Source organism: Streptomyces sp. NPDC007346, assembly GCF_040703535.1.
GTDB lineage: Bacteria > Actinomycetota > Actinomycetes > Streptomycetales > Streptomycetaceae > Streptomyces.
This window is the reverse complement of record NZ_JBEYKR010000111.1, coordinates 1-24,024: the sequence shown is the minus strand read 5'-3', so window position 1 is coordinate 24,024 and position 24,024 is coordinate 1. Positions and strand designations below refer to the sequence as shown.

Genomic DNA, 24,024 nt, shown 5'->3' with positions numbered 1-24,024 from the left:
GCGGCGGGCCCCCCCCCCCGGTTTCGGGAAGGGGCGGGTAGGGGAACAGCCCGCCGCAGGCGCCCCCACCCGCACCGCTAGGACGCCCCCGAGCCCCCACCAGCCGCCGGAGGCACAGGCGGCACAGACGGCCCGGACGGCCCAGCAGGCGGCACCGGCGGCCCAGACGGCCCACCCGGCCCAGGCGGAACGGACGGCCCACCCGGCCCAGCCCCCTCCCCCGGCCCCCCGTAGTAGGACGACCACCCCGCCCCCACCCAGTCCGGCTCAGGGTCCCGAGGCCCGAACACCGCAGTCAGCAACAGGTGCACGACCAGCGCCACGAACGGCCACACCAGCACCGCCGCCGCCACCGCGTGCAGCTCCAGCGGCGCGTCGAACACGACGCCCTTGCCCACCTCCCGCGCCCGCGCCACGACGTCGGAGGACGGCCCCAGCCAGACCCCCACCCGCCAGGCCAGCAGGGAGCCGAGCACCGCGCCCAGCCCGAGCCCCAGCACCACCAGGACACCGCCCCGCCGCAGCCGCCAGAAGACGGCGGCCCCCGTCGGCACGCCGAACGCGGCCGCCAGCAGCACAAACGTTCCGTCCGCCCCGATCGCCTCCTCGCCCTCGCTGTTCTCCAGGAAGACGGCGCTGCCGTCGGAGACCAGGGGGACCCGGGGCGCGAGCCACAGCCACAGCAGCCCGAGCGCGATACCGGCGAGCGCCACGAGCACGACGACCACGGCGGCCTGACGGAGTTCCGTCGCCGTGTCCGGGTCGTCGGGCGAGCCGAACGCGGGCGCGAGGTGGGAGCCCGAGGGCGGGGCCTGCCACGGATCGTGGGGGTTCGGCTGGTGAGGCGGCGTCAGAGGTGCGGTCACCGTGCCATCGTGCCAGGCCACCCTGTGCCGCGCCTCACCGGATACCGCACGCGCGCCCCCGGCCCGCCGCCACGGCCGTACCCCGTCCGCACCGACGCCCACCGCGCCCCCGCACGCCCGGGGCGCGCCCCGGCGCCACCTACCGTACGGCCGCCCGCCGGTACGCCCACGTGGCCACCGCCAGCGACAGCACCCCCACCACCGCGCAGACCGCGAGGAAGAAGCCGATCATGCCCCAGTCGGGCGAGGCGTCGAAGGAGCGGGCCAGCGCCTCGACCCCGTACGTCGAGGGCAGCAGGTCCCGCGCCCACCCCACCGGCTCCGGCAGCCGGTCGGCGGGCAGCACCCCGAGCAGCAGCGCGGCGGACATGCCCAGCTGCCCCAGCAGGGTGGCCAGCTCCTGGCGCGGGGCGAGCAGCCCGAGGGCGGCCCCGAGACCGGCCAGTGCGGCGCCGGAGAGCGGGATGACGGCGACCAGGACCCACAGATGGGTCAGCGGGAGCTGGAACAGCACGCTCCCCGTGATCGCCGTGAAGACCGTGCCGGGCACGGTGAAGGAGGCGTACGCGGCCGCCGCCCCCAGCACCACCGCCGCGGGCGGCACCGGCAGCGTGGCGTAGTGGTCGAGCCCGCCGCCGGCCCGCAGCTGCCCGAAGTACTGGGCGAGCAGGTTGAGCGCGACGAACGCCACCACCAGCACGCTGGAGCCGGCGACCACCGCACGCGCCTCGGACCCGCCGTCGACGACACCCCGCATCAGGACCATGATCCCGACGGACTGGAAGGTCGCCACGAAGAGCAGCGGGATCCGGGCGACCCGCGCCCGGGAGAGCTGGGCGCGGTAGACGGCGGCCAGCGAGGGCAGCAGCCGGGCGCGCGGCGCGAGAGGGGCGGGCACGGTCCGCGCGGCGGAGCCGGAGGGGCGGGGCAGGGGCCGGGGCCGCGACGGTGCGGTCCTGGCCGGAATGATGCTGGTCACCTGTGGCCGCTCTCCTTACACCCGTCCGGTACATCCGCCGCGCCCGCCACTGCGTACAGCGCCCGCGCGGCGTTCAGAGCCCGCGCCCCGTATCCGTGGATCCTCACGCCTTCACCAGCCCCTTGCTCGCATTGGCCGCGTCTCCCCCGAGCGCCAGGTACACATCTTCCAGGCTGGGTGTGGCCAGGGTGAAATCGTCGAGCGCGGCGAAGGCCGCGCCCCCCGTCACCGCGGCGACCGCGGCACGGGCCTCGTCGGGGCCCAGCCGCAGCACCCAGCGCCGCCCGGACTCCTGGGCGGACGGGCGCAGCGCCGCGACCTCCGGGACGTCCAGCGGGGCCCGTTCGCGCCACATGAGCTCGACGCGGACCTCGCCGGCCACCTTCTCCTTGAGTCCGGAGGGCGTGTCGCAGGCGATGACCCGGCCGCGTTCGAGGACGGCGACCCGGTCGAGGACGGTCTCGGCCTCGATGACGTTGTGGGTGACCAGCAGGACGGTGGCCCCGCGCTCCGCGCGGCGGCGGTCGACGGCGGCCCAGACGGCCCGCCGGGCCACCGGGTCCATGCCGGTCGTCGGCTCGTCCAGGACCAGCACGGGCCGGTCCCCGACGAGCGTGGCGGCGAAGCAGGCGAGCCTGCGCTGACCGCCGGAGAGCTTCTTCAGGGGCCGCCCGGCGAGCGCGGTGAGGCCGAGCTCCTCCAGTACGGCGTCGCGTTCGGCGCGCGCCTCGCGGAGGTGGAGTCCGCGCAGCCGTCCGGTGGTCTCGGCGGCCAGGGAGACCGTCAGCTCGTCCAGGGCGGTGGATTCCTGCCCGAGGTAGCCGATCAGCCGGGAGGCCCGCTCGGGGTGGCGTACGAGGTCGTGGCCGAGGACTTCGACGGAGCCGGAGTCGGGGCGCATCAGCCCGGTGAGCTGGCGGACCAGCGTGGACTTGCCCGCGCCGTTGGGGCCGAGCAGTCCGAAGATCTCGCCGCGCTCGACGTCGATGCTGATCCCGTCGGTGGCCCGCACCTCGGGGGTGGCGGGCGCGCCGCGGCGGCCCCGGACCGCGGGATAGGTCTTGACGAGGTCACGCACCGCGCACACGGTGCCGGTGTCGCTCTGCGCCTGTGCTGTGCCCGTACTCACGAGGTACGAGGGTACGGGGTCGCACGCCCCGCTCCGCGTCCGGGGCCGCCCCCGCGTCGCCCCGCCCCCGTACGCACCCGCTCGCGCTCCCCCGTACGGAGACGGGCCCCGCCTACTCCCCGGCGGGCACGTGCTCGGCCGCCGCGCGCACGTCGATCTCCCGCCAGAACCCGGCCCGGATCGCATAGCGGTCGTGTTCGTCGATCTGGTCGTCCTTGTGGGCCAGGAGCCCGAAGCGGGCCGCGTACCGCAGCAGTTCGCCGTCGATGCGGTGCGGGATGCGCGGGTACATGGTGGACAGCTTCTGGAGGTGGACCGTTTCCGGGAGCCGTTCCATCCAGCGCCGGGCGAAGACCTGGCCCACCTCGAAGGGGTCGCCGCCGACGGTGGTGATGTCCTCCTCCCGGTCGGCCCAGCGCTGTTCGGCGCTGGTGAGCTGGGCGAGGGTGGGCAGGGAGGCGGTCTCGGCGGGTTCGCCGAGGGGGCCGCCGCGCTCGACCCAGCCCCGGTCGGAGGACCAGCGCAGCGTGGCGTTGGCGGGGGTGGCCGACTGGGCGGCCGTCCGGTCGGGGTGGATGCTGTGGGCGCGGAGCGCGGCCAGGTCCTTGGGGGTGGGGACGGTCTTGTGGCCGGGAGCGGGCGCGGGTGCGGAAGGGGTGGTCTCGGCGGGGGCGGCGGGCCCGTTGCGGGCGGCGGCGGCCTGGGCCTCGGAGGCCCGCTCGGCGGAGGCGGCGAGGGCGGCCTCCGGCAGCGGCGCGGAGAGGATGGCGGCGATCTCGGGGCGCGGGGCGGGTGGCGGGGGGCAGCTGCCGACGGTGTCCTTGGCGCGTACCGCCTTGGTGATCCAGGCCCGGTCGAGGACCCGGCGCTCGTCCGCCTCGGCGACCAGGTCCTCGGACTGGTTGTAGTCGCCGTCGGCGGCCTGGACGGCCCACAGGTGGACGGCGACCCCGTGCTCCTTGGCGGACATGAGGCCGGGCAGCAGATCGCCGTCGCCGGTCACCAGGACCACGTCGGAGCAGGCCCGGTTCCTGGCGAGTTCGGTGAGCTCGGCGTGCATGGCCGCGTCCACGCCCTTCTGCGCCCAGCGTCCGTCGCTGCGGGTCAGGGCTCCCAGCCGTACGGTCACCCGGGGCATCACCCGGAGTCTGCGGTGCTCGGGCTGGGGCACCCGGTCGGGGGCGCCGTCGAACCAGTAGATCCGCAGCAGCGGCTGCTGCGTATCGGCCTCGGCCCTCTCGCGCAGCCCCAGGATGAGGGCGGCGTGGTCGACGGTGATCCGGGAACGGGCGGGCTCTCCGGCCAGCAGGCTCGCGGCTGCGCCCAGCAAGTAGCCGGCGTCCACCAGGACGACGCAACGGTCCACGCGTTCCACCCTCTTCCAGGAGTCCGGGAACGGTTCAGCGGCCGTCCCGCGATGACCGGGTCCGCTTACCCAGGGTTTCCTTCGAGTCTGCCCGACCACGCAGGGGTTAACGGCCGGAACTCGATCATCGGCGTGGCGAATCGGGAAAGGGCTGGAAAAGGTATCGGGCGGGCGGCGGAACGGGAGGCCACTGCGGATACCACTACGCACGGTAATGATCCAACATGCACTGTTTGCGGTGCCATGTGAGTCTGGCGATGGTCCTGGCCCCCCAGGATTCCCCACAGGAGGCATTCACCATGGCCAAGAACAAGAACCGCAAGCAGGGCAGCCAGCACGATCGCGCGTCCGCGTCGGAGCGCAGTGCCGAGCAGGCCAAGTCGACGGCGTACGAGTCGCAGGCCCAGCCGCAGAACCAGGCTCAGGGCAGCCCCTCCGACGTGGCGCGCAAGCACCAGCGGCGCTTCGGTCACAACTGACACGTCGGCCGCTCGCGGTCGTGCGCGAGAGGGGCGTCCCGCCGGTGCGGGACGCCCCTCTCGTCGTGGTGCGCGTTCTCAGCCGGCCAGGCAGGACGGGCCGAGCAGCACCTTGAGGTCGCCGAAGAGGGCCGGGTCGGGCTTGACCCGGTGCCGGTCGAGGCGGAGCACGGTGGTCTTGCGGGGGCCCTGGAGCCTGATCCGTACCTCGGTGTCGCCCCGGTGGTGGCTGAGCACCTCGCCGAGCCGGGTGACCATCGGCGGGGTGATCTTCACGGTGGGGATGGTGAGGACGACCGGGGCGTTGGTCCCGGCGTTGGAGATGTCGGGGACCTGCATCTCCATGGCGACCAGCCGGGGCACGTCCTCGCGCTTGTCGAGCCGTCCCTTGACGAAGACGACGGTGTCCTCGACGAGCTGGGTGGAGACCAGCTGGTAGGTGGCGGGGAAGAACATGCACTCGATGGAGCCGGCCAGGTCCTCCACGGTGGCGATGGCCCAGGCGTTGCCCTGCTTGGTCATCTTGCGCTGGAGGCCGGAGATGATGCCGCCGACGGTGACGATCGAGCCGTCGCTGTAGTCGCCGCCCATGAGCTGGGAGATCGAGGCGTCGGCCTTGTCGGAGAGGACGTGCTCCAGGCCGAAGAGCGGGTGGTCGGAGACGTACAGGCCGAGCATCTCCCGCTCCTGGGCGAGCAGGTAGGCCTTCTCCCACTCGACGTCGGAGAACTCCACGTCGAGCCCGAAGCCCGGCTCGTCGCTCTCCTCCTCGCCCATGCCGCCGAAGAGGTCGAACTGGCCCTCGGCCTCCTTGCGCTTGACCTGGACCACGTTGTCGATCATCGGCTCGTGGTGGGCGACGAGCCCCTTGCGGGTGTGGCCCATCTCGTCGAAGGCGCCGGCCTTGATCAGCGATTCGACGGTGCGCTTGTTGCAGACGACCGCCTCGACCTTGTCGAGGAAGTCGGGGAAGGAGCTGTACTTCCCCTTGGCCTTGCGCGAGCGGATGATCGAGTCCACGACGTTCTGGCCGACGTTGCGGATGGCGGTCAGGCCGAAGAGGATGACGTCGTCACCCTGGGCGGCGAAGTTGGACAGCGACTCGTTGACGTTGGGCGGCAGCACCTTGATGCCCATGCGGCGGCACTCGTTGAGGTAGACCGCGGACTTGTCCTTGTCGTCCTTGACCGAGGTCAGCAGGGCGGCCATGTACTCGGCGGGGTAGTTCGCCTTGAGGTAGGCGGTCCAGTAGGTGACCAGCCCGTACGCCGAGGAGTGCGCCTTGTTGAACGCGTACCCGGCGAACGGCACCAGCACGTCCCACAGGGCCTTGATCGCCGCGTCGGAGAAGCCCTTCTCCTTGGCGCCCGCCTCGAAGAGGACGAAGTTCTTCGCCAGCTCCTCGGGCTTCTTCTTGCCCATCACGCGGCGCAGGATGTCGGCCTCGCCGAGCGAGTACCCGGCGACGATCTGGGCGGCCTTCTGGACCTGCTCCTGGTAGACGATCAGGCCGTAGGTGAGGCCGAGGACCTCCTTGAGGGGCTCCTCCAGCTCCGGGTGGATCGGGGTGATCTCCTGGCGGCCGTTCTTGCGCTCCGCGTAGTTCGTGTGCGAGTTCATGCCCATCGGGCCCGGCCGGTAGAGGGCCGAGACGGCGGAGATGTCCTCGAAGTTGTCGGGCTGCATCTGGCGCAGCAGGGAGCGCATGGGCCCGCCGTCGAACTGGAAGACGCCGAGGGTGTCACCGCGGCAGAGCAGTTCGTAGGTCTTGGGGTCGTCCAGCGGCAGGGAGAGCATCTCCAGGTCGATGCCCTTGTTGGACTTCACCATCTTGATGGCGTCGTCCATGATCGTCAGGTTGCGCAGGCCGAGGAAGTCCATCTTCAGCAGGCCGAGCGACTCGCACTGCGGGTAGTCCCACTGCGTGATGGTGACGCCGTCGGTGTGCCGGACCCAGACGGGGGCGTGGTCGACGATCGGCTCGCTGGACATGATGACGCCGGCGGCGTGGACGCCCATCTGCCGCACGAGGCCCTCGACGCCCTTGGCGGTGTCGATGACCTTCTTGACGTCCGGCTCGCTCTCGTACATCCCCCGGATCTCGCCGGCCTCGCTGTAGCGCGGGTGCTTGGGGTCGGTGATGCCGTTGAGGTCGATGCCCTTGCCGAGGACGTCGGCAGGCATCGCCTTGGTGAGGCGGTCGCCCATGGCGTAGGGGTAGCCCAGCACGCGGGCCGAGTCCTTGATGGCGTTCTTGGCCTTGATCTTGCCGTACGTGCCGATCATGGCGACCTTGTCGGCGCCGTACTTCTCCGTCACGTACCGGATCACCTCGACGCGCCGGCGCTCGTCGAAGTCGATGTCGACATCGGGCATGGAGACGCGCTCGGGGTTGAGGAACCGCTCGAAGATCAGCCCGTGCTCGATGGGGTCGAGGTCGGTGATGCCCATCGCGTACGACACGATCGAACCGGCCGCCGAACCTCGGCCGGGGCCGACCGCGATGCCGTTGTTCTTGGCCCACATGATGAAGTCGGCGACGACCAGGAAGTACCCCGGGAACCCCATCTGGATGATGATGTCCATCTCGTACTCGACCTGCTTCTGCCGGTCGTCGGGCACACCGTTCGGGAAGCGGCGCGCCATGCCCTTGCGCACCTCCTCCTGGAACCAGGTGATCTCCGTGAAGCCGTCCGGGATCTCGAACTTCGGCATGAGGTTCTTCGCCTCGAACATGCCGGTGGTGTCGATCTGCTGGGCGACCAGGAGGGTGTTGGCGCACCCTTCCTGCCAGGCGTCGGAGGAGTCGACGGCGTACATCTCGTCCGTCGTCTTCAGGTAGTAGCCGGTGCCGTCGAAGCGGAAGCGGTCGGGGTCGGAGAGGTTCTTGCCGGTCTGGATGCAGAGCAGGGCGTCGTGGGCGGTGGCCTCGTGGGCGTACGTGTAGTGGGAGTCGTTGGTCACCAGCGGCGGGATGTCCAGCTTCTTGCCGATCTCCAGCAGCCCGTCACGGACCCGGCGCTCGATCTCGATGCCGTGGTCCATCAGCTCCAGGAAGTACCGGCCCTCGCCGAAGATGTCCTTGTAGTCGGAGGCCGCCTGGACCGCCTCGTCGAACTGGCCGAGCCGCAGCCGGGTCTGCACCTCGCCCGAGGGGCAGCCGGTGGAGGCGATGAGCCCCTCGGACCACTGGGCGATGGTCTCCTTGTCCATCCGGGGCCACTTCTGGAGCCAGCCCTCGGCGTACGCGTCCGAGGAGAGCCGGAAGAGGTTGTGCAGCCCGGTCTTGTTCGACGCCCAGATCGTCTTGTGGGTGTACCCACCGGATCCGGACACGTCGTCGCGCTTCTGGTGCGGCTGTCCCCACTGCACCTTGCGCTTGTGTTTACGCGACTCGGGGGCGACGTACGCCTCGATGCCGATGATCGGCGTGACCCCGGCCTTGGTCGCCGAGTGGAAGAAGTCGTAGGCCCCGTGCAGGTTGCCGTGGTCGGTCATCGCGATGTGCGACATGCCCATCTCGTTGCAGGCCTCGAACATGTCCTTGAGCCGCGCCGCACCGTCCAGCAGCGAGTACTGGGTGTGCACGTGCAGGTGCGTGAAGGGCGGCTTGGTCACGGCGTCGGGCCTCCGGGAAGTCGGGCGATGACGGACGGGGGGACAGCGTGGAAGTCTACGACGTGGCGGACGCGGACGACGGGCACTACCCGCGACCGCCGAGCGTTGGAGAGGGCGGGACACCTGTCCGTTTTGTCATGCACTCAGTCATGCACTCAGTCATGCACTCAGTCATGCGGACCCGGGTCCGGCCAGGCACACCAGCTACAGCAGGAGGCAGCGGGAAATGTCGGAAACGCAGACCGGCGCAGCGCGGCGCGGGGAGCAGATTCTCGCCGTTCTCGACACCGCCTTCGGGGAGCTGCTGGCCGCCGATCCGGCCGCCTTCCGGGTCAAGTTCCGCAAGATGGCGGGCTCGGCCTTCGCCTTCTACCGGGGCACGGCCTGCCTGTTCTACACCGACCTGGAGCGCGAGCAGCGCGGCGGCCCGTATCTGGACGAGCGCACCGGCCGGGTCTGGATCCACGGCGATCTCCACGCGGAGAACTTCGGCACCTACATGGACGCCAACGGCCGCCTCGTCTTCAACGTCAACGACTTCGACGAGGCGTACGTGGGCCCCTTCACCTGGGACCTGAAGCGGTTCGCCGCCTCCGTGGCGCTCATCGGGTACGCCAAGGCGCTGGCCGACGAGCAGATCACCGACCTGGTCCGGATCTTCGCCGCCGCCTACCGGGAGCGGATCCACGCGCTGGCGACGGGCGCGAAGAACGACGAGGTGCCGCCCTTCACGCTGGAGACCGCTCAGGGCCCGCTGCTGGACGCGCTGCGCGCCGCCCGGTCGCTGACCCGCTTCTCGCTGCTGGACTCGATGACGGTGATCCGGGACTTCGAGCGCCGGTTCGCGGACGGCGCGGGCGCGATCGACCTGGACGCCGCCACGCGGTACAAGGTGCTGGCCGCGTTCGACGGGTATCTGGAGACGCTGCCGGAGTCGAGCCTGACCCGCCCCGACTCCTACCGGGTCAAGGACGTGGTGGGCCGCCGGGGCATCGGCATCGGCTCCGCCGGGCTGCCCTCGTACAACATCCTCCTGGAGGGCAACAGCGACGCCCTGGAGAACGACGTGGTGATCTACCTCAAGCAGGCGCAGACCCCGGCGGTCTCCCGGCACGTCACGGACGCCGCCGTGCGGGACTACTTCCAGCACGAGGGGCACCGCACGGTGATCTCGCAGCGGGCGCTCCAGGCGCACGCGGATCCGTGGCTGGGCTGGACCGAGCTGGACGGCGCCGGCCAGCTGGTCGCCGAGGTCTCGCCGTACGCGGTCGACCTGGACTGGTCCGAGATCGACGAGGTGGACGAGATCGCGGCGGTCGTGGCCGACCTGGGCCGGGCGACCGCCACCATGCACGCGGCGGCGGACGACGAGAGCGGCCACTCGCTGGTGCCGTTCTCCACGGAACGGGCGATCGACGCGGCCATCGCGGCCGACGAGGAGGGGTTCGGTGAGCTGCTGGTCGACTTCGCCCACAGCTACGGGTCCCGGGCCCGCGCGGACCACCAGATCTTCGTGGACCTCTTCCGCAACGGCAGGATCCCGGGCCTGTAGCCCCGTGACCGGCCGGGGGCGGGGCCCGTGCTGCGAATCTCAGCTTCTTTTAAGGTCCGCTTACCTCCGCACATGACACACTTTCCGACGATGGACATCTCAGGTACGCAGCTCAGGGTGGCGCGCGCGGCGCTTTTCGCCGCGCTCGTCGTCACCCTGTCCACCGCGTCCCACGTGCTGCTCTCCGGGGTCCCGCTGCCACTGGCCGCGGTCGCCCTGCTGGCGGCGGCCGTCTTCGCCGTGGCGTACGCACTGGCCGGCCGGGAGCGCGGCTTCGGCGCCATCGCGGGGCTGCTCGTCCCGCTGGAGCTGGCCGCCGACACGCTCTTCACCACCGGCCAGCACCTCTGTTACGGGGCGGCCGGCGGGCCCATCGCGGGCCCCCTGCGCTCGGTGGGCTTCGACGTGCTCTGCGGTGGCGGCCAGGCCGGCGCGGCGGGGGCGCAGCTCACCGGCGTCTCCACGGTCGGCACCCCGCTGGCCGGGGTGACCGGTGCGGGCGACCACGCGGCGGCCCTGCTGGCGCAGCCCGGTCCCGCCGTGCCGTGGCTGCTGCTCGCCGCCCATGTGACCCTCGGGCTGCTCGCCGCCGCCTGGCTGCGGCGCGGCGAGGCGGCGCTGGCGGGGCTGCTGCGCACGGCGGCCCTGACGGCGTTCAGGCCGCTGCTCACCGCGGTCGCCGTGGCGGGCCGGAGCCTTGGGTCCGCGCCCCGCCTCCCCCGGGCCGCCGGGCGCGCGCACCCGCGCTTCCCGGCCCGCCTCCTCGTGCACTGCGTGGGACGGAGGGGGCCGCCGCTCATCGCGTACGCCGCTGCCTGAGGGCAGGACGGCCGACGCCGAGCAGCACCCCTTCCACTCCCCACGCATTCACGGAGAACGAAACCATGAGCAAGCGCAACACCCAGGCCAACAAGGCCGCGGCCCGTGAGCGGCTGCGCGCCGAGCGCGAGCGCCAGGCCAAGAAGGACAGGACCCGCAAGCAGCTCGTCGTGGCCGTCTCGGTCGTCGCCGCGCTCGCCGTCGTCGGCGGTATCAGCTACGGCGTGATGCAGCTGAACAAGCCGGACGCCTGGGACGCCGCCGCCGACGCGAAGAACGTCACCGCGCCGAGGAACACCTCGGGCACCGACGGCACCACCGTGGTGATCGGCAAGTCCGACGCCAAGAAGACCCTGGAGCTGTACGAGGACTCCCGCTGCCCGGTCTGCGCCACGTTCGAGCAGGGCGTCGGCGAGACCATCGCCAAGGACGTCGAGGACGGCAAGTACAAGGTCAAGTACATCGGTGCGACCTTCATCGACAACACCGACAACGGTGAGGGCTCCAAGAACGCCCTGAGCGCGCTCGGCGCCGCGCTGAACGTGAGCCCCGAGGCGTTCATGGAGTACAAGGCCGCGCTGTACTCCGAGAAGTTCCACCCGCAGGAGAGCGACGACAAGTTCGCCAAGGACAGCTACCTCATCGAGGTCGCCGAGTCGGTGGACGCCCTGAAGGGCAACGCGGCCTTCCAGAAGGACGTCGAGGACGGTACGTACGACGCCTGGGCGATGAAGATGTCCGCCGCGTTCGACAAGAGCGATGTGCAGGGCACGCCCACCCTGAAGATGGACGGCGAGAAGGTCACCTCCGAGGGCAGCGACAACGCCCCGATGACGGCGGCCGACTTCACGGCCGCGGTGGACAAGGCGCTCAAGGCGTAAGGCTTCCGGCCGGTCGCCGACCGGTGGGCCACCTCCCGGCGACCGTTTCCCCACGGGCGGGCGAACTTCCTCTGTTCGCCCGCCCGTTGGCTGTACGTGCCAGTAGGGTGATGGTCCGTGACCAGCCGACACGTTTCCTCGCCGAGCCGCCGCACGGTCGTCCGGGCCGCCGCCGCGACCGCCGCCGCCGTCCCCGTGCTCGCCACCGCGACCACCACCTCCGCCACCACCGCCTCCGCCTCGGAGGCGACGGCCCTGGCCCCCGCCTTCCTGCACGGTGTCGCCTCCGGTGACCCGCTGCCCGACGGCGTCCTGCTGTGGACCCGCGTCACCCCCGAGCCGGGCGCGGAGCCCGGCTCGGGGCTCGGCGCCGATACGCCGGTGCGCTGGGAGATAGCGGAGGACCGGGAGTTCACCGCGACGGCCGCGAGCGGTACGACGCTCGCCGCGGCCCCCTTCGACCACACGGTGAAGGCCGACGTCCGCGGACTGCGGCCGGCCACGACGTACTACTTCCGCTTCACGGCGGGCACCGGGGACGGCGAGGTCCGCTCCCCCGTCGGCCGCACCCGCACCGCGCCCGCCACCGGGGCGAGCGTGGCGGGGGTCCGCTTCGGCGTGGTGTCCTGCGCCAACTGGGAGGCCGGCTGGTTCTCCGCCTACCGCCACCTCGCCGCCCGTACCGACCTGGACGCGGTGCTGCACCTGGGCGACTACCTGTACGAGTACGGCACCGGCGAGTACCCGACCCAGGGCGCGGCCCTGCGCGAGCACCGGCCGGCCCACGAGATCCTGAACCTGGCCGACTACCGCGCCCGGCACGGCACCTACAAGACCGACACCGACCTCCAGTCGCTGCACGCCGCCCACCCGGTCATCGCGATCTGGGACGACCACGAGTTCGCCAACGACGCCTGGTCGGGCGGGGCGCAGAACCACACCCCGGGCGCGGAGGGGGTGTGGGCCGAGCGGGTCGCCGCGGCCAAGCAGGCGTACTTCGAGTGGATGCCGGTCCGCGCCTCCACCGAGGGGACCGTCTACCGGCGGCTGCGGTTCGGGCGGCTGGCCGATCTGCACCTGCTGGACCTGCGGAGCTTCCGTTCGGAGCAGGCGTCCATCGGCAGCGGCTCGGTGGACGACCCGGAGCGTACGGTCACCGGCCGGGCGCAGCTGGACTGGCTGAAGGCGGGGCTCGCCGGTTCGGACGCGGTGTGGAAGCTGGTCGGTACGTCGGTGATGATCTCCCCGGTCGCCTTCGGTGCGCTCCCCGCCCATCTGCTGGAGCCGATCGCCGGGCTGCTGGGGCTGCCGAAGGAGGGGCTGGCGGTCAACGTCGACCAGTGGGACGGGTACACCGACGACCGCAAGGAGCTGATCGGGCACCTGCGGGAGCGGGGGATCACCGACACGGTGTTCCTGACCGGGGACATCCACATGGCGTGGGCCAACGAGGTGCCGGTGAGGGCGGCGACGTACCCGCTGTCCGCGTCGGCGGCGACGGAGTTCGTGGTCACGTCGGTGACCTCGGACAATCTGGACGACATCCTGCGGGTCGCGCCGCAGACGGTGTCGCTGGTCGCGGCGACGGCCGTCCGTACCGCCAACCGCCATGTGAAGTGGGTGGACATGGACTCGCACGGCTACGGCGTCCTGGACGTCACCGCCGAACGGTCCCAGATGGACTACTACGTGCTCTCCGACAAGACGGCCAAGGACGCCACCTCCTCCTGGACCCGCTCCTACCGGACCCGGCGGGGCACGCAGCGGATCGAGCGCGCGGACCGCCCGGTCCGCTGAGGCCCCGGGCTCGGAAGGGCGCCTCTACAGGGTGGCCAGGAAGCCGAGTGCGACCTTCCAGGTCTGCTCGGCGGCCGCCTGGTCGAAGTCGGGCAGATCGGGGTCGGTGAACAGGTGGCCGGCCCCGGGGTAGCGGTAGATCTCCACGTCCGCGCCGGTGCGCTGCATCTGGAGGTACCAGCTGTTCAGCCAGTCGTGGGACTCGAAGGGGTCCGGGTCCGCGACGTGCAGCTGGACGGGGAGCTCGTCCACCGAGGCGTTCTCGGCGATGTCCGACGTGCCGTGCAGGAGCAGCAGCCCGCGCGCCTTCGCGTCGCCCAGGGCCAGGGTCTGCGCGGTCGCCGCCCCGAGGGAGAAACCGGCGTAGACGAGCCCCTGGTCGGAGTAGGGCGCGGCGGCCAGTACGGCGCGCTTCAGCAGCTCCTCCTTGCCGACCTCCTCCTTGAAGGCCATGCCCTTCTCCACCGTGTCGAAGGTGTGCCCCTCGAACAGATCGGGCACGCGCACCTCGTGGCCGGCGTCCCTCAGACGTGCGGCCGCGGCGTGCACTGCGGGCGTGAGCCCGTAGGTCGAGTGGAAAAGCATGATGTTCATGAGGCCCATGGTGCCAGTTGTGCCTTGATGCTTGGAGGACCGGACCGATGGAGAACGTGCTGCGCCCGCTGATCGTGATCGGCGGTTCCGTGGTGATCCCCCTGCTGGCAGGCTGGCTGGTCGACCGGCTGCTGCTCAGGGCCGACAGCCGCCACCACGAGACCCCGCTGTGGGGTCTGCTGCGGCGCTGCCGGCCACCGTTGCAGGTGGTGCTCATCACCGCGCTGCTGCGCGGCAGTTACCGCCAGTCGGGCGTCGCCTGGGTGTGGGAGCACCGGGTCGGGATCGGTCAGGCCCTCTCCCTGGTGCTGATCGGTGCCTCGGCGTGGCTGGTGGTCCGGGCCGCCGCGACGGTCGTCGAGTCCAGTTACGCCCGGTATGCGACGTCCACCCGCGATCCGGCCCGGGTGCGCCGGGTCCGTACGCAGGTGACGCTGATCCAGCGGGTCGTCATAGCCGTGGTGACGGTCGTCGCCCTCGCCGCGATGCTGCTGACGTTCCCGGCGATGCGCGCGGTCGGCACCTCGATGCTGGCCTCGGCCGGTGTGGTCGGCATCGTCGCCGGTGTGGCCGCCCAGTCGACCCTCGGCAACCTCTTCGCCGGGCTCCAGATCGCCTTCGGCGACATGGTCAGGATCGGCGACACGGTGGTGGTGGACGGCGAGTGGGGCACCATCGAGGAGATCACGCTGACGTTCCTGACGGTACGGACCTGGGACGATCGGCGGATCACGATGCCGGTCTCCTACTTCACCGGCAGGCCGTTCGAGAACTGGTCGCGCGGCGGGGTCCAGATGTCCGGCACGGTCTACTTCCACCTCGACCACGCGGCGCCGGTGGCCGCGATGCGCAGGAAGTTGCGGGACCTCCTCGGTGACATCGCCACCTGGGACGGCCGGGACTGGTCCCTGGCGGTCACGGACACGACCCCGACCACGATCGAGGTGCGGGCCGTGGTCACGGCGAAGGACGCGGACGACATCTGGACGGTGCGCTGCGCGGTGCGCGAGCAGCTGATCGGCTGGCTGCGCGACCACCACCCGTACGCGCTGCCCCGGGTCACCACCTCCCCCGGCGCGCTGCCGCCGGGCGAGCAGTGGGCGGAGCTGACCGGGGCGAAGGCCCCCTCCGGCCGCAACGGGTCCGCACCCTCCCGCGACCTGGACGACTCCAAGGCACCGCGGACCGGACGCGGCTGAGAGCGCCGGTACGTACGGGACGGGGCGGACGAACCCGTAGGGCCCGGGGTGCGGTCGCGGCCGAGATCCCCTACGTTCCGGGCACGGCTGCGGCCGAGGCCCCCTACGTCCCCGGGTGCGCGGCCGTCCCGTACGCCCTGAGGGCCTCAGCGCAGGGAGCGGACGTCCAGATAACGCAGCACCCGGTCCACGACCTCGGGGTCGGAGCCGGCCTCGTTGCGGGCGGAGAGCACCTCGTGGCGGGCGGCCGACATCATCTCGCGCTGGACGCGGCTGACCGCCTTGAACCGCTCGGCGCGCTGGGCGTAGGCCTCGCGCCGCTCCTCGTCGACGATCTCCGGGTTGATCCGGGCCCCGATGTCGTACGCGGCCTTCTGGAGCCGCTCCACGACCTCCTCCGGGAACTCCTCCACCTCCTGGATCTCCTTGAGCCGGTGCTTGGCGGCCTTGGCGGCCCGCAGGGCGAGCTCCCGCTCCAGGGCCTCCTCGGCGTCGGTGTCGGCGCGGACGCCGAGCTTGCGGACCAGCCAGGGCAGGGTGAGTCCCTGGAAGACGAGGGTGGCCATGATCACGCAGAAGGCGATGAAGATGATCTCGTCGCGGCCGGGGAAGGGCTGCCCGTCGTCGGTCTCCAGCGGGATCGCCAGCGCCAGCGCGACGGAGGCCACCCCGCGCATCCCGGCCCACCACATGACGACGGTCTCCCGCCAGCTGGCCGGGATCTCCTCGCTGACGTCCCGCCGGGTGTGCAGCCGCTTGGCGAGCCAGGTGGCGGGCAGCAGCCAGGCCAGCCGGACGCCGACGACGACCGCGACGATGGCGAGCCCCCAGCCGAGCATCTGGAGTTCGCGCCCGCCGGAGGTGCCGAAGACGCTGTGCAGCTCCAGGCCGATCAGCCCGAAGGCCACGCCGGTGACCAGGGTGTCGACGATCTCCCAGAAGGTACGTCCGGTGAGCCGGCCCAGCACGTCGTCGGCGTCGGCGGTGTGCTCGGCGAGGAAGAGCGCGGTGATCAGGACGGCGAGGACGCCGGAGCCCATCAGCTCCTCGGCGAGGACGTAGGCGACGAAGGGCACCAGCAGGCTCAGGCCGACCTGGAGGGTGGCGTCGCCCAGCACCCCCATCAGCTTGATGGTGAGCCAGCCGAGCGCCAGGCCGACCGCGACCGCGACGACGGCGGAGAGGATCAGCTCCCCGAAGGCCTCGGGCAGCGAGAAGGTGCCGCTCACCGCCGCGGCGATGGCCACGTGGTAGAGCACGATGGCGGTGACGTCGTTGAAGAGCCCTTCGCCCTCCAGGATCGAGACGAGCCGGCGCGGCAGTCCGACCGAGCCCGCCACGGCGGTGGCGGCGACCGGGTCGGGCGGGGCGACGAGCGCGCCCAGCGCGACGGCGGCGGCGATCGGCAGCCCGGGTACGACCGAGTTGGCGACCGCGGCGACGGCGGCCGTGGTGACGAAGACCAGGGCGACGGCCAGCAGGAAGATCGGGCGTTTGTTGGCGGCGAACTGGCGCCAGGAGGTGCGCTGCACCGAGGCGTAGAGCAGCGGCGGCAGCAGCGCCGGGAGGATGATCTCGGGCGGGATGTCGACGGTCGGCACGAAGGGGGCGAACGCCATCGCGACCCCGGCGAGCGTCATCAGGACCGGTGCCGGCAGCCCCAGCCGGGCGCCGAGGGGCACCGTGACCACGGCGCCGAGCAGCAGCAGGAGCAGCAGGGCCATCTGATCCACGGGAGGTGCCTTCCGGAGCGTGCGGTTCCGGGCCTCTCACCGGGCGACACACAGGTCACGGCCCAGCCGTGCCCCGGAGTTCCGGCCGGGGGTGAGCGGCCGCCAGGGGCTCGGCCGGGTCGGCGGCCGAGCGGGCCTCCACCCTGCCACGCACGGCTCACGGGGAGGGCGTGACCCCCCGCGCGGCGGGGCCGGGCCGCGCCCGGTTCCCCTCGCGCAGCGGGTTCAGGCGGCCCCGATGGTCCGTCGCATCGACCGGTGCGCGATGCCCGCGTCCGGGAACTCGGGGCCGTACGCGACATAGCCGAGCCGCTCGTAGAAGCCGAGGGCGTGCGTCTGGGCGTGCAGATCGACGGCGGCCAGGCCGAGGCGGGCCGCCTCGTCCTCGATGGCGCGCACCAGGGCGGCGCCGACGCCGAGGCCGCGCGCCTGCCGGGTCACCGCGAGCCGGCCGAGCGAGCCGACGGTGAGGTCTCCGCCGGTCCTGCCGGCCGCGTCGGCGCCGTGCAGCAGCCGCCCCGTACCGAGGGCCGTGCCGTCGGCCGCCACGGCCAGGACGTGCACGGCGGTGGGGTCGTAGGCGTCGTACTCGATCTCCTCGGGCACGTTCTGCTCACCGACGAAGACTTCCTTGCGCACCTGGAAGCAGGCTGCCAGGTCGCTCTCCTCGACGGCCCTGCGGGTGGTGTACGGGGGTGGGACGGCGGTCACTGGCTCTCCGCGGAGATGGTGTCGAGGGCGTGCTGGAGGTCGGCCGGGTACGTGCTGGAGAACTCCACCCAGCCGCCGTCGCTCGGGTGCTCGAAGCCCAGGCGCACCGCGTGCAGCCACTGCCGGGTCAGCCCGAGCCGCTTGGCCAGGGTCGGGTCGGCGCCGTACGTCAGGTCGCCGACGCAGGGGTGGCGGTGGGCGGACATGTGGACCCGGATCTGGTGGGTGCGGCCGGTCTCCAGCTTGATGTCCAGGAGGCTGGCGGCGCGGTACGCCTCGATGAGGTCGTAGTGGGTCACCGACGGCTTGCCCTCGGCGGTGACGGCCCACTTGTAGTCGTGGTTGGGGTGGCGCCCGATGGGGGCGTCGATGGTGCCGCTCATCGGGTCCGGGTGGCCCTGGACCAGCGCGTGGTACTTCTTGTCGACGACCCGGTCGCGGAACTGGGCCTTGAGCAGGGTGTAGGCGCGCTCGGACTTGGCGACGACCATCAGGCCGGAGGTGCCGACGTCCAGGCGGTGCACGATGCCCTGGCGCTCGGCGGCGCCGGACGTGGAGATGCGGTACCCGGCGGCGGCGAGGCCGCCGATGACGGTGGTGCCGCTCCAGCCTGGGCTGGGGTGGGCCGCGACGCCGACCGGCTTCATGATGACCACGATGTCGTCGTCGTCGTGGACGATCTCCATGCCCTCGACGGGCTCGGCCACGACCTGGACGGGGGCGGGTGCCTGCGGCATCTCGACCTCCAGCCAGGCGCCGCCGTGCACCCGCTCGGACTTGCCGGCCACCGAACCGTCCACCTGGACCTTCCCGGCAGCGGCCAGCTCGGCGGCCTTGGTGCGGGAGAAACCGAACATCCTGGAGATGGCGGCGTCGACACGCTCGCCTTCCAGGCCGTCCGGTACGGGCAGGGTGCGGATCTCGGGGTGCGTACTCACCTGTCGAGTATGCCTTGCGCCGGAGGCTCCCCGCGCAGCCCGGTGCGGGTCAGTCCTTGTGCACGGTCCCGTCGGGGTCCAGCCCCTTGAAGGAGAGGATCACGATGAGGATGCCGCCGCACACGATGGCGGAGTCGGCGAGGTTGAAGACGGCGAAGTGCTTGGGGGCGATGAAGTCGACCACCGCCCCTTCGAACACGCCGGGCGCCCGGAAGATCCGGTCGGTGAGGTTGCCGAGCGCACCGCCCAGGAGCAGTCCCAGGGCGATGGCCCACGGCAGGCTGTAGAGCTTGCGGGCCAGCCGGACGACCACCACGATCACCCCGGCCGCGATGATGGTGAAGATCACCGTGAACGCCTCGCCGAACCCGAACGCGGCGCCGGCGTTCCGCAGCGCCCGGAACTGGAGCCAGTCACCGATGATGTCGATCGGCGGCTGGTGCTCCAGCTTGGCGACCACGATCATCTTGGTGACCAGGTCCAGCAGGTAGGCCACGATCGCGACACCGACGAGCACCAGGATCCTGCGCTTGCCCGTGCCCGCGTTCACAGCGGCGTCGGCGGCGGTGGAGCCGCCCTCGTCCGTGTGCTCGGTCTCGGGATCGTCCGGCGTACCGATGATGCGCTCCGCCTCTGCCACGTGAGTCCCTCAACCTAGGTGCCTGACTGAGGACGAGGGTACGACACACCTGTGCGGTTCAGCCGCGCCGCTCCTGCTTCTGTTTGTCCTCGACGCAGAGGGTGGCGCGGGGAAACGCCTGCATCCGCGCCTTGCCGATCGGTTTGCCGCACACCTCGCAGAGCCCGTAGGTCCCCGCTTCGAGCCGGGCGAGCGCCCGCTCGGTCTGCTCCAGCGTCTCCTGGGCGTGGGCGGCCAGCGACAGTTCGTGCTCGCGGGTGATGTTCTTGGTGCCGGTGTCGGCCTCGTCGTCGCCGGCGCCGTCACCGGAGTCCCGCATCAGCCCGGCGAGCGCCGCGCCCGAGGCCTCCAGCTCGCTGCGCAGCCGCACGATCTCGCCGGTCAGCAGCGTCCGGGCCTCGGTGACCTCCTCGGGCGTCCAGGGGTCCTCCCCGGGCCGTACCGCCAGTTCGCCGGGGGCGATCGTGGCGGCTCCACGGGCCGACGGCACGGCCGCCTCCTCCGTACCGGCTGCGGGGCGGCTCTCGCTCTTCTTGGCTACCACCGTGTGGGCTCCCGTCTCCTCGGCGGCCTGAGCCGCCCCCGTGGCCGACTGTGCGGCCGTCTTCGAAGCCTTCTTGGCCACGCTCTTCTTCGTGCTGCTCGTGGTGCTGGGGGTGCTCTTCTTGGTGGCGGTCTTCTTCCCCGCCGCCTTCTTCGCAGGCGCCTTCTTCGCGGCCGTCTTCCTGGCCGCCGTCTTCTTCGTGGGCGCGGGCGCCTTCTCGCCGGCTGTCTCATCAGCTGTCTCGTCGGCCGGTGGCTTCCCTTCGGCCTTCTGCCCGGCCGCGGTCTCTTCCGCCGTCTTCTTCGCCACCATGGCCGCGGCCCCTTCACATATTGTGATCTTGCTCGCGAATCGTGCTGGGACGATAAATCGGCCCCAGCCCCGCGGCAACGGGGCACGCCGCCCTTTCGCCCCTCCCCGTACCCGGTCGTGGCGCGCCTGCATCCGTTGTTCCCAGCTCCCCGCCGGGTAATCCGCCCCAGCACCCCCGCCGACAACTCCGTACGCCCCCGACTGGCCATTCGGGTCACGGCCGGGCCCCGGGTTAAACCGGTCGGCCGTCAGCCGTACGGGCCCGTACACTGGGCCCAGCGGAAGGCTTGGATGGGACGAGTAGCGCCGTACGCAGCCAGCAGCGACCCGGGGACGGTGGGAGCCCGGGGGCGAGCGCGTCGTGAAGATCACCCCGGAGCCGCCGGAAGAACGCCTCGGACCGAGTGGGCCCCGCCCACGGGTGCAGGGCCAGTAGACCCGGCACCGCGACCCCAATGAGGGGGCCACGGGCACACGCCCGGGGCCAAGGAGGGTGGTACCGCGGGAGCGCCAGACGCTCTCGTCCCTCCGACGGAAGTGGAATACGTCCGCCGGAGGAAGCCGCACATGACATCGCCGCAGTACCGCCAGGTACCCGCCCAGGTCGACCTGCCCGCGCTGGAGCACGCCGTTCTCGACTTCTGGCGCGAGAACAAGGTCTTCGCCAAGAGCCTGGACCGGTCCGAGGGCCGCCCCGAGTGGGTCTTCTACGAGGGCCCGCCCACCGCCAACGGCATGCCCGGTGCCCACCACATCGAGGCCCGCGTCTTCAAGGACGTCTTCCCCCGCTTCCGCACCATGCAGGGCTACCACGTGGGCCGCAAGGCCGGCTGGGACTGTCACGGCCTGCCGGTCGAGCTGGCGGTCGAGAAGGAGCTGGGCTTCAACGGCAAGAAGGACATCGAGGCGTTCGGCATCGCCGAGTTCAACGCCAAGTGCCGTGAGTCCGTGACCCGGCACACCGACGCCTTCGCCGAGCTCACGACCCGTATGGGGTACTGGGTCGACCTGGACGACGCCTACCGCACGATGGACCCGGAGTACGTCGACTCCGTGTGGTGGTCGCTGAAGGAGATCTTCAACAAGGACCTGCTGGTCCAGGACCACCGCGTCGCCCCCTGGTGCCCGCGCTGCGGCACGGGCCTCTCGGACCACGAGCTGGCGCAGGGGTACGAGACGGTCGTCGACCCCTCGGTCTTCGTCCGCTTCCCCCTCACCTCGGGCCCGCTGGCCGGCGAGGCGGCGCTCCTGGTCTGGACGACCACCCCCTGGACGCTGGTCTCCAACACGGCGGTCGCCGCGCACCCCGAGGTCCGCTACGTGGTGGCGACCGACGGCGAGGAGCAGCTCGTCGTCGCCGAACCCCTCCTGGAGAAGGCCCTCGGCGAGGGCTGGGAGGTGACCGGCCGGTCGTTCACCGGCGCGGAGATGGAGCGCTGGACCTACGAGCGCCCGTTCACGCTGGTCGACTTCCCGGCGGAAGCCCACTACGTGGTCAACGCCGAGTACGTCACCACTGAGGACGGTACGGGTCTGGTCCACCAGTCCCCCGCGTTCGGCGCCGACGACCTCGTGGTCTGCCGCTCCTACGGCCTCCCGGTGGTCAACCCGGTCCGCCCGGACGGCACCTTCGAGGAGGACCTCCCCCTGGTCGGCGGCGTCTTCTTCAAGAAGGCCGACGAGGCGCTCACCGCGGACCTGGACGCGCGCGGCAAGCTCTTCCGCCACGTCCCGTACGAGCACAGCTACCCGCACTGCTGGCGCTGCCACACGGCGCTGCTCTACTACGCGCAGCCGTCCTGGTACATCAAGACGACCGCGATCAAGGACCGTCTCCTTCAGGAGAACGAGAAGACCAACTGGTTCCCGGATTCGGTCAAGAACGGTCGCTTCGGCGACTGGCTGAACAACAACGTGGACTGGGCGCTCTCCCGTAACCGCTACTGGGGCACCCCGCTGCCGATCTGGCGCTGCGAGGACAACCACCTCACGTGCGTGGGCTCACGAGCGGAACTCACCGAACTGACGGGCACCGACCAGTCGTCGCTCGACCCCCACCGCCCGTTCATCGACGAGATCACCTTCACCTGCTCGCACGAGAACTGCCAGCTGGAGGCGTACCGCGTCCCGGAGGTCATCGACGCCTGGTACGACTCGGGTTCGATGCCGTTCGCGCAGTGGGGCTACCCGTACAAGAACAAGGAGATCTTCGAGAGCCGCTACCCGGCGCAGTTCATCTCGGAGGCCATCGACCAGACCCGCGGCTGGTTCTACACGCTGATGGCGGTCGGCACCCTGGTCTTCGACAAGTCGAGTTACGAGAACGTCGTCTGCCTGGGCCACATCCTGGCCGAGGACGGCCGCAAGATGTCCAAGCACCTGGGCAACATCCTCCAGCCGATCCCGTTGATGGACCAGCACGGGGCGGACGCGGTGCGGTGGTTCATGGCGGCGGGCGGCTCCCCGTGGGCGGCGCGCCGGGTCGGCCACAACACGATCCAGGAGGTCGTCCGCAAGACGCTCCTCACCTACTGGAACACGGTCGCCTTCCAGGCCCTGTACGCCCGCACCTCCGACTGGGCCCCGTCGGCGGCCGACCCGGCCCCGGCGGAGCGCACGGTCCTGGACCGCTGGCTGCTGAGCGAACTCAACGCGCTGGTCGACCAGATGACCGTCGCGATGGAGGGCTACGACACCCAGCGCGCCGGCAAGCTGCTCTCGGCCTTCGTCGACGACCTCTCCAACTGGTACGTACGCCGCTCGCGCCGCCGTTTCTGGCAGGGCGACAAGGCGGCGCTGCGCACGCTGCACGAGGTCGTCGAGACGGTGACCCGGCTGATGGCCCCGCTGACCCCGTTCATCACCGAGCGCGTCTGGCAGGACCTGGTCACGCCGGTCACCCCCGACGCCCCGGAATCGGTCCACCTGGCCACCTGGCCGAAGGCGGACCTGTCGGCGATCGACCCGGCCCTCTCCTCCCAGATGGCGCTGGTGCGCCGCCTGGTGGAGCTGGGCCGGGCGACGCGCGCCGAGTCGGGCGTGAAGACGCGCCAACCGCTGTCGCGCGCACTGGTGGCGGCGAGCGGCTTCGAGGGGCTCTCCCCCGAGCTGCGCGCGCAGATCACGGAGGAGCTGAACGTCACCTCGCTCGCCTCGCTCTCGGAGGTGGGCGGCTCGCTGGTCGACACGACGGCCAAGGCCAACTTCCGGGCCCTGGGCAAGCGGTTCGGCAAGGGCGTCCAGGCGGTGGCCAAGGCGGTCGCGAACACGGACGCGGCGGCGCTCTCCCTGGCTCTGCGCGAGGGCACCGCGTCGGTGGAGGTGGAGGGCGAGACCATCACCCTCTCCCCGGACGAGGTCATCATCACGGAGACCCCGCGCGAGGGCTGGTCGGTCGCCTCGGACTCGGGCGCGACGGTCGCCCTGGACCTGGAGATCACCCCGGAGCTGCGCCGCGCGGGCCTGGCCCGTGACGCGATCCGCCTGATCCAGGAGGCCCGCAAGAACAGCGGCCTGGACGTGGCGGACCGCATCGCCGTCCGCTGGACCTCGACGTCCCCGGCGACGGTGGAGGCCCTCACGGAGCACACCCCGCTGATCTCGGACGAGGTGCTGGCCGTGGACTACGCGGAGGGCGAGGCGGACGACACGTACGGTGCGGTCTTCGAGGACGAGGGCCTGGCACTGACGTTCCGCCTGCGCAAGCAGTAGCCGGTACGTCTGAGAGGGCCCGGCCGGATACGTCCCGGCCGGGCCCTTCCACGTACCCCCTCAGGGGCTCCGCCCCCGAACCCCCGCGCCTCAAACGCCGGCGAGGCTGGAAGATGTCCTCAAGCGCCGGACGGGCTGGATATGGCTACCACCGCC

18 protein-coding genes are annotated in these 24,024 nt (G+C 71.5%); 7 read left to right on the top strand and 11 right to left on the bottom strand.

The features are described from left to right. Window positions 1-77: 77 nt before the first annotated feature. The 4 genes from AB0917_RS25000 to AB0917_RS24985 form a co-directional block, all read right to left on the bottom strand. Window positions 78-887: an ABC transporter permease gene (locus AB0917_RS25000; protein WP_366821895.1), complete on the bottom strand. Its 810-nt coding sequence runs from the start codon at window positions 885-887 to the stop codon at window positions 78-80. A gap of 118 nt (window positions 888-1,005) precedes the next feature. Then, the gene (locus AB0917_RS24995; protein WP_366821894.1) at window positions 1,006-1,845 is read right to left on the bottom strand and encodes an ABC transporter permease; all 840 of its coding nucleotides are present in this window, start codon (window positions 1,843-1,845) and stop codon (window positions 1,006-1,008) included. 103 nt (window positions 1,846-1,948) lie between these two features. Next, window positions 1,949-2,932 (bottom strand): ABC transporter ATP-binding protein, encoded by a 984-nt coding sequence (locus tag AB0917_RS24990; protein ID WP_366821896.1) that lies wholly within the window; start codon window positions 2,930-2,932, stop codon window positions 1,949-1,951. 154 nt (window positions 2,933-3,086) lie between these two features. Next, a complete protein-coding gene (locus AB0917_RS24985; protein WP_366821893.1) occupies window positions 3,087-4,349 on the bottom strand; it encodes an NYN domain-containing protein in 1,263 nt (420 codons plus the stop codon). Between the two features lie 290 nt (window positions 4,350-4,639). Here AB0917_RS24985 and AB0917_RS24980 point away from each other — a divergent pair, with 290 nt between their 5' ends. Beyond that, on the top strand, window positions 4,640-4,819 hold the full coding sequence (locus tag AB0917_RS24980) for a hypothetical protein (protein WP_366821892.1): 180 nt from the start codon (window positions 4,640-4,642) through the stop codon (window positions 4,817-4,819). Window positions 4,820-4,897: 78 nt separating this feature from the next. Here the strand turns inward: AB0917_RS24980 and dnaE are convergent, their stop codons facing one another. Continuing rightward, window positions 4,898-8,437, bottom strand: coding sequence for a DNA polymerase III subunit alpha (dnaE, locus tag AB0917_RS24975; RefSeq protein ID WP_366821891.1), 3,540 nt, complete (start codon window positions 8,435-8,437; stop codon window positions 4,898-4,900). Between the two features lie 226 nt (window positions 8,438-8,663). Between dnaE and AB0917_RS24970 the strand changes: the two genes are divergently transcribed. From AB0917_RS24970 to AB0917_RS24955, 4 genes are all read left to right on the top strand, one after another. Further along, entirely contained in the window at window positions 8,664-9,989 is a 1,326-nt protein-coding gene (locus tag AB0917_RS24970; RefSeq protein ID WP_366821890.1) for a DUF2252 domain-containing protein, read from the top strand. A 90-nt stretch (window positions 9,990-10,079) separates the two neighbouring features. Then, the gene (locus AB0917_RS24965; protein WP_366821889.1) at window positions 10,080-10,808 is read left to right on the top strand and encodes a hypothetical protein; all 729 of its coding nucleotides are present in this window, start codon (window positions 10,080-10,082) and stop codon (window positions 10,806-10,808) included. A gap of 65 nt (window positions 10,809-10,873) precedes the next feature. After that, the gene (locus AB0917_RS24960; RefSeq protein WP_366821888.1) at window positions 10,874-11,689 is read left to right on the top strand and encodes a DsbA family protein; all 816 of its coding nucleotides are present in this window, start codon (window positions 10,874-10,876) and stop codon (window positions 11,687-11,689) included. 117 nt (window positions 11,690-11,806) lie between these two features. Continuing rightward, window positions 11,807-13,486: an alkaline phosphatase D family protein gene (locus AB0917_RS24955; protein WP_366821887.1), complete on the top strand. Its 1,680-nt coding sequence runs from the start codon at window positions 11,807-11,809 to the stop codon at window positions 13,484-13,486. A 24-nt stretch (window positions 13,487-13,510) separates the two neighbouring features. On the opposite strand, the gene AB0917_RS24950 is transcribed toward AB0917_RS24955, so the two are convergent. Next, entirely contained in the window at window positions 13,511-14,089 is a 579-nt protein-coding gene (locus AB0917_RS24950) for a dienelactone hydrolase family protein (RefSeq protein ID WP_366821886.1), read from the bottom strand. A gap of 38 nt (window positions 14,090-14,127) precedes the next feature. On the opposite strand from AB0917_RS24950, the gene AB0917_RS24945 reads away from it, so the two are divergent. After that, window positions 14,128-15,279: a mechanosensitive ion channel domain-containing protein gene (locus AB0917_RS24945; RefSeq protein ID WP_366821885.1), complete on the top strand. Its 1,152-nt coding sequence runs from the start codon at window positions 14,128-14,130 to the stop codon at window positions 15,277-15,279. A 146-nt stretch (window positions 15,280-15,425) separates the two neighbouring features. Here AB0917_RS24945 and AB0917_RS24940 read toward each other — a convergent pair whose 3' ends face one another. The 5 genes from AB0917_RS24940 to AB0917_RS24920 form a co-directional block, all read right to left on the bottom strand. Then, window positions 15,426-17,012 carry a Na+/H+ antiporter gene (locus tag AB0917_RS24940; protein ID WP_366821884.1) on the bottom strand — a complete coding sequence of 529 codons (1,587 nt, stop codon included), beginning with the start codon at window positions 17,010-17,012 and terminating at the stop codon, window positions 15,426-15,428. Between the two features lie 225 nt (window positions 17,013-17,237). Continuing rightward, entirely contained in the window at window positions 17,238-17,723 is a 486-nt protein-coding gene (locus AB0917_RS24935) for a GNAT family N-acetyltransferase (RefSeq protein WP_366821883.1), read from the bottom strand. After that, window positions 17,720-18,661 carry an RluA family pseudouridine synthase gene (locus AB0917_RS24930; RefSeq protein WP_366821882.1) on the bottom strand — a complete coding sequence of 314 codons (942 nt, stop codon included), beginning with the start codon at window positions 18,659-18,661 and terminating at the stop codon, window positions 17,720-17,722. Before AB0917_RS24930 ends, AB0917_RS24935 begins: the two co-directional genes overlap by 4 nt. 49 nt (window positions 18,662-18,710) lie before the next feature. Continuing rightward, window positions 18,711-19,301: a signal peptidase II gene (gene lspA / locus AB0917_RS24925; protein WP_366821881.1), complete on the bottom strand. Its 591-nt coding sequence runs from the start codon at window positions 19,299-19,301 to the stop codon at window positions 18,711-18,713. A gap of 58 nt (window positions 19,302-19,359) precedes the next feature. Further along, window positions 19,360-20,157 (bottom strand): TraR/DksA C4-type zinc finger protein, encoded by a 798-nt coding sequence (locus AB0917_RS24920; RefSeq protein ID WP_366821880.1) that lies wholly within the window; start codon window positions 20,155-20,157, stop codon window positions 19,360-19,362. 567 nt (window positions 20,158-20,724) lie between these two features. Between AB0917_RS24920 and ileS the strand changes: the two genes are divergently transcribed. Further along, entirely contained in the window at window positions 20,725-23,868 is a 3,144-nt protein-coding gene (gene ileS, locus AB0917_RS24915) for an isoleucine--tRNA ligase (RefSeq protein WP_366821879.1), read from the top strand. Window positions 23,869-24,024 lie beyond the last annotated feature (156 nt).

Excerpts from the sequence above, each read along its gene's own strand:
- AB0917_RS24965 (WP_366821889.1), top strand. The coding sequence starts at position 10,080 with ATGGACATCTCAGGTACGCAGCTCAGGGTGGCGCGCGCGGCGCTTTTC.
- AB0917_RS24970 (WP_366821890.1), top strand. The coding sequence starts at position 8,664 with ATGTCGGAAACGCAGACCGGCGCAGCGCGGCGCGGGGAGCAGATTCTC.
- AB0917_RS24950 (WP_366821886.1), bottom strand. The coding sequence starts at position 14,089 with ATGGGCCTCATGAACATCATGCTTTTCCACTCGACCTACGGGCTCACG.
- ileS (WP_366821879.1), top strand. The coding sequence starts at position 20,725 with ATGACATCGCCGCAGTACCGCCAGGTACCCGCCCAGGTCGACCTGCCC.
- AB0917_RS24960 (WP_366821888.1), top strand. The coding sequence starts at position 10,874 with ATGAGCAAGCGCAACACCCAGGCCAACAAGGCCGCGGCCCGTGAGCGG.
- AB0917_RS24980 (WP_366821892.1), top strand. The coding sequence starts at position 4,640 with ATGGCCAAGAACAAGAACCGCAAGCAGGGCAGCCAGCACGATCGCGCG.
- AB0917_RS24920 (WP_366821880.1), bottom strand. The coding sequence starts at position 20,157 with ATGGTGGCGAAGAAGACGGCGGAAGAGACCGCGGCCGGGCAGAAGGCC.
- AB0917_RS24945 (WP_366821885.1), top strand. The coding sequence starts at position 14,128 with ATGGAGAACGTGCTGCGCCCGCTGATCGTGATCGGCGGTTCCGTGGTG.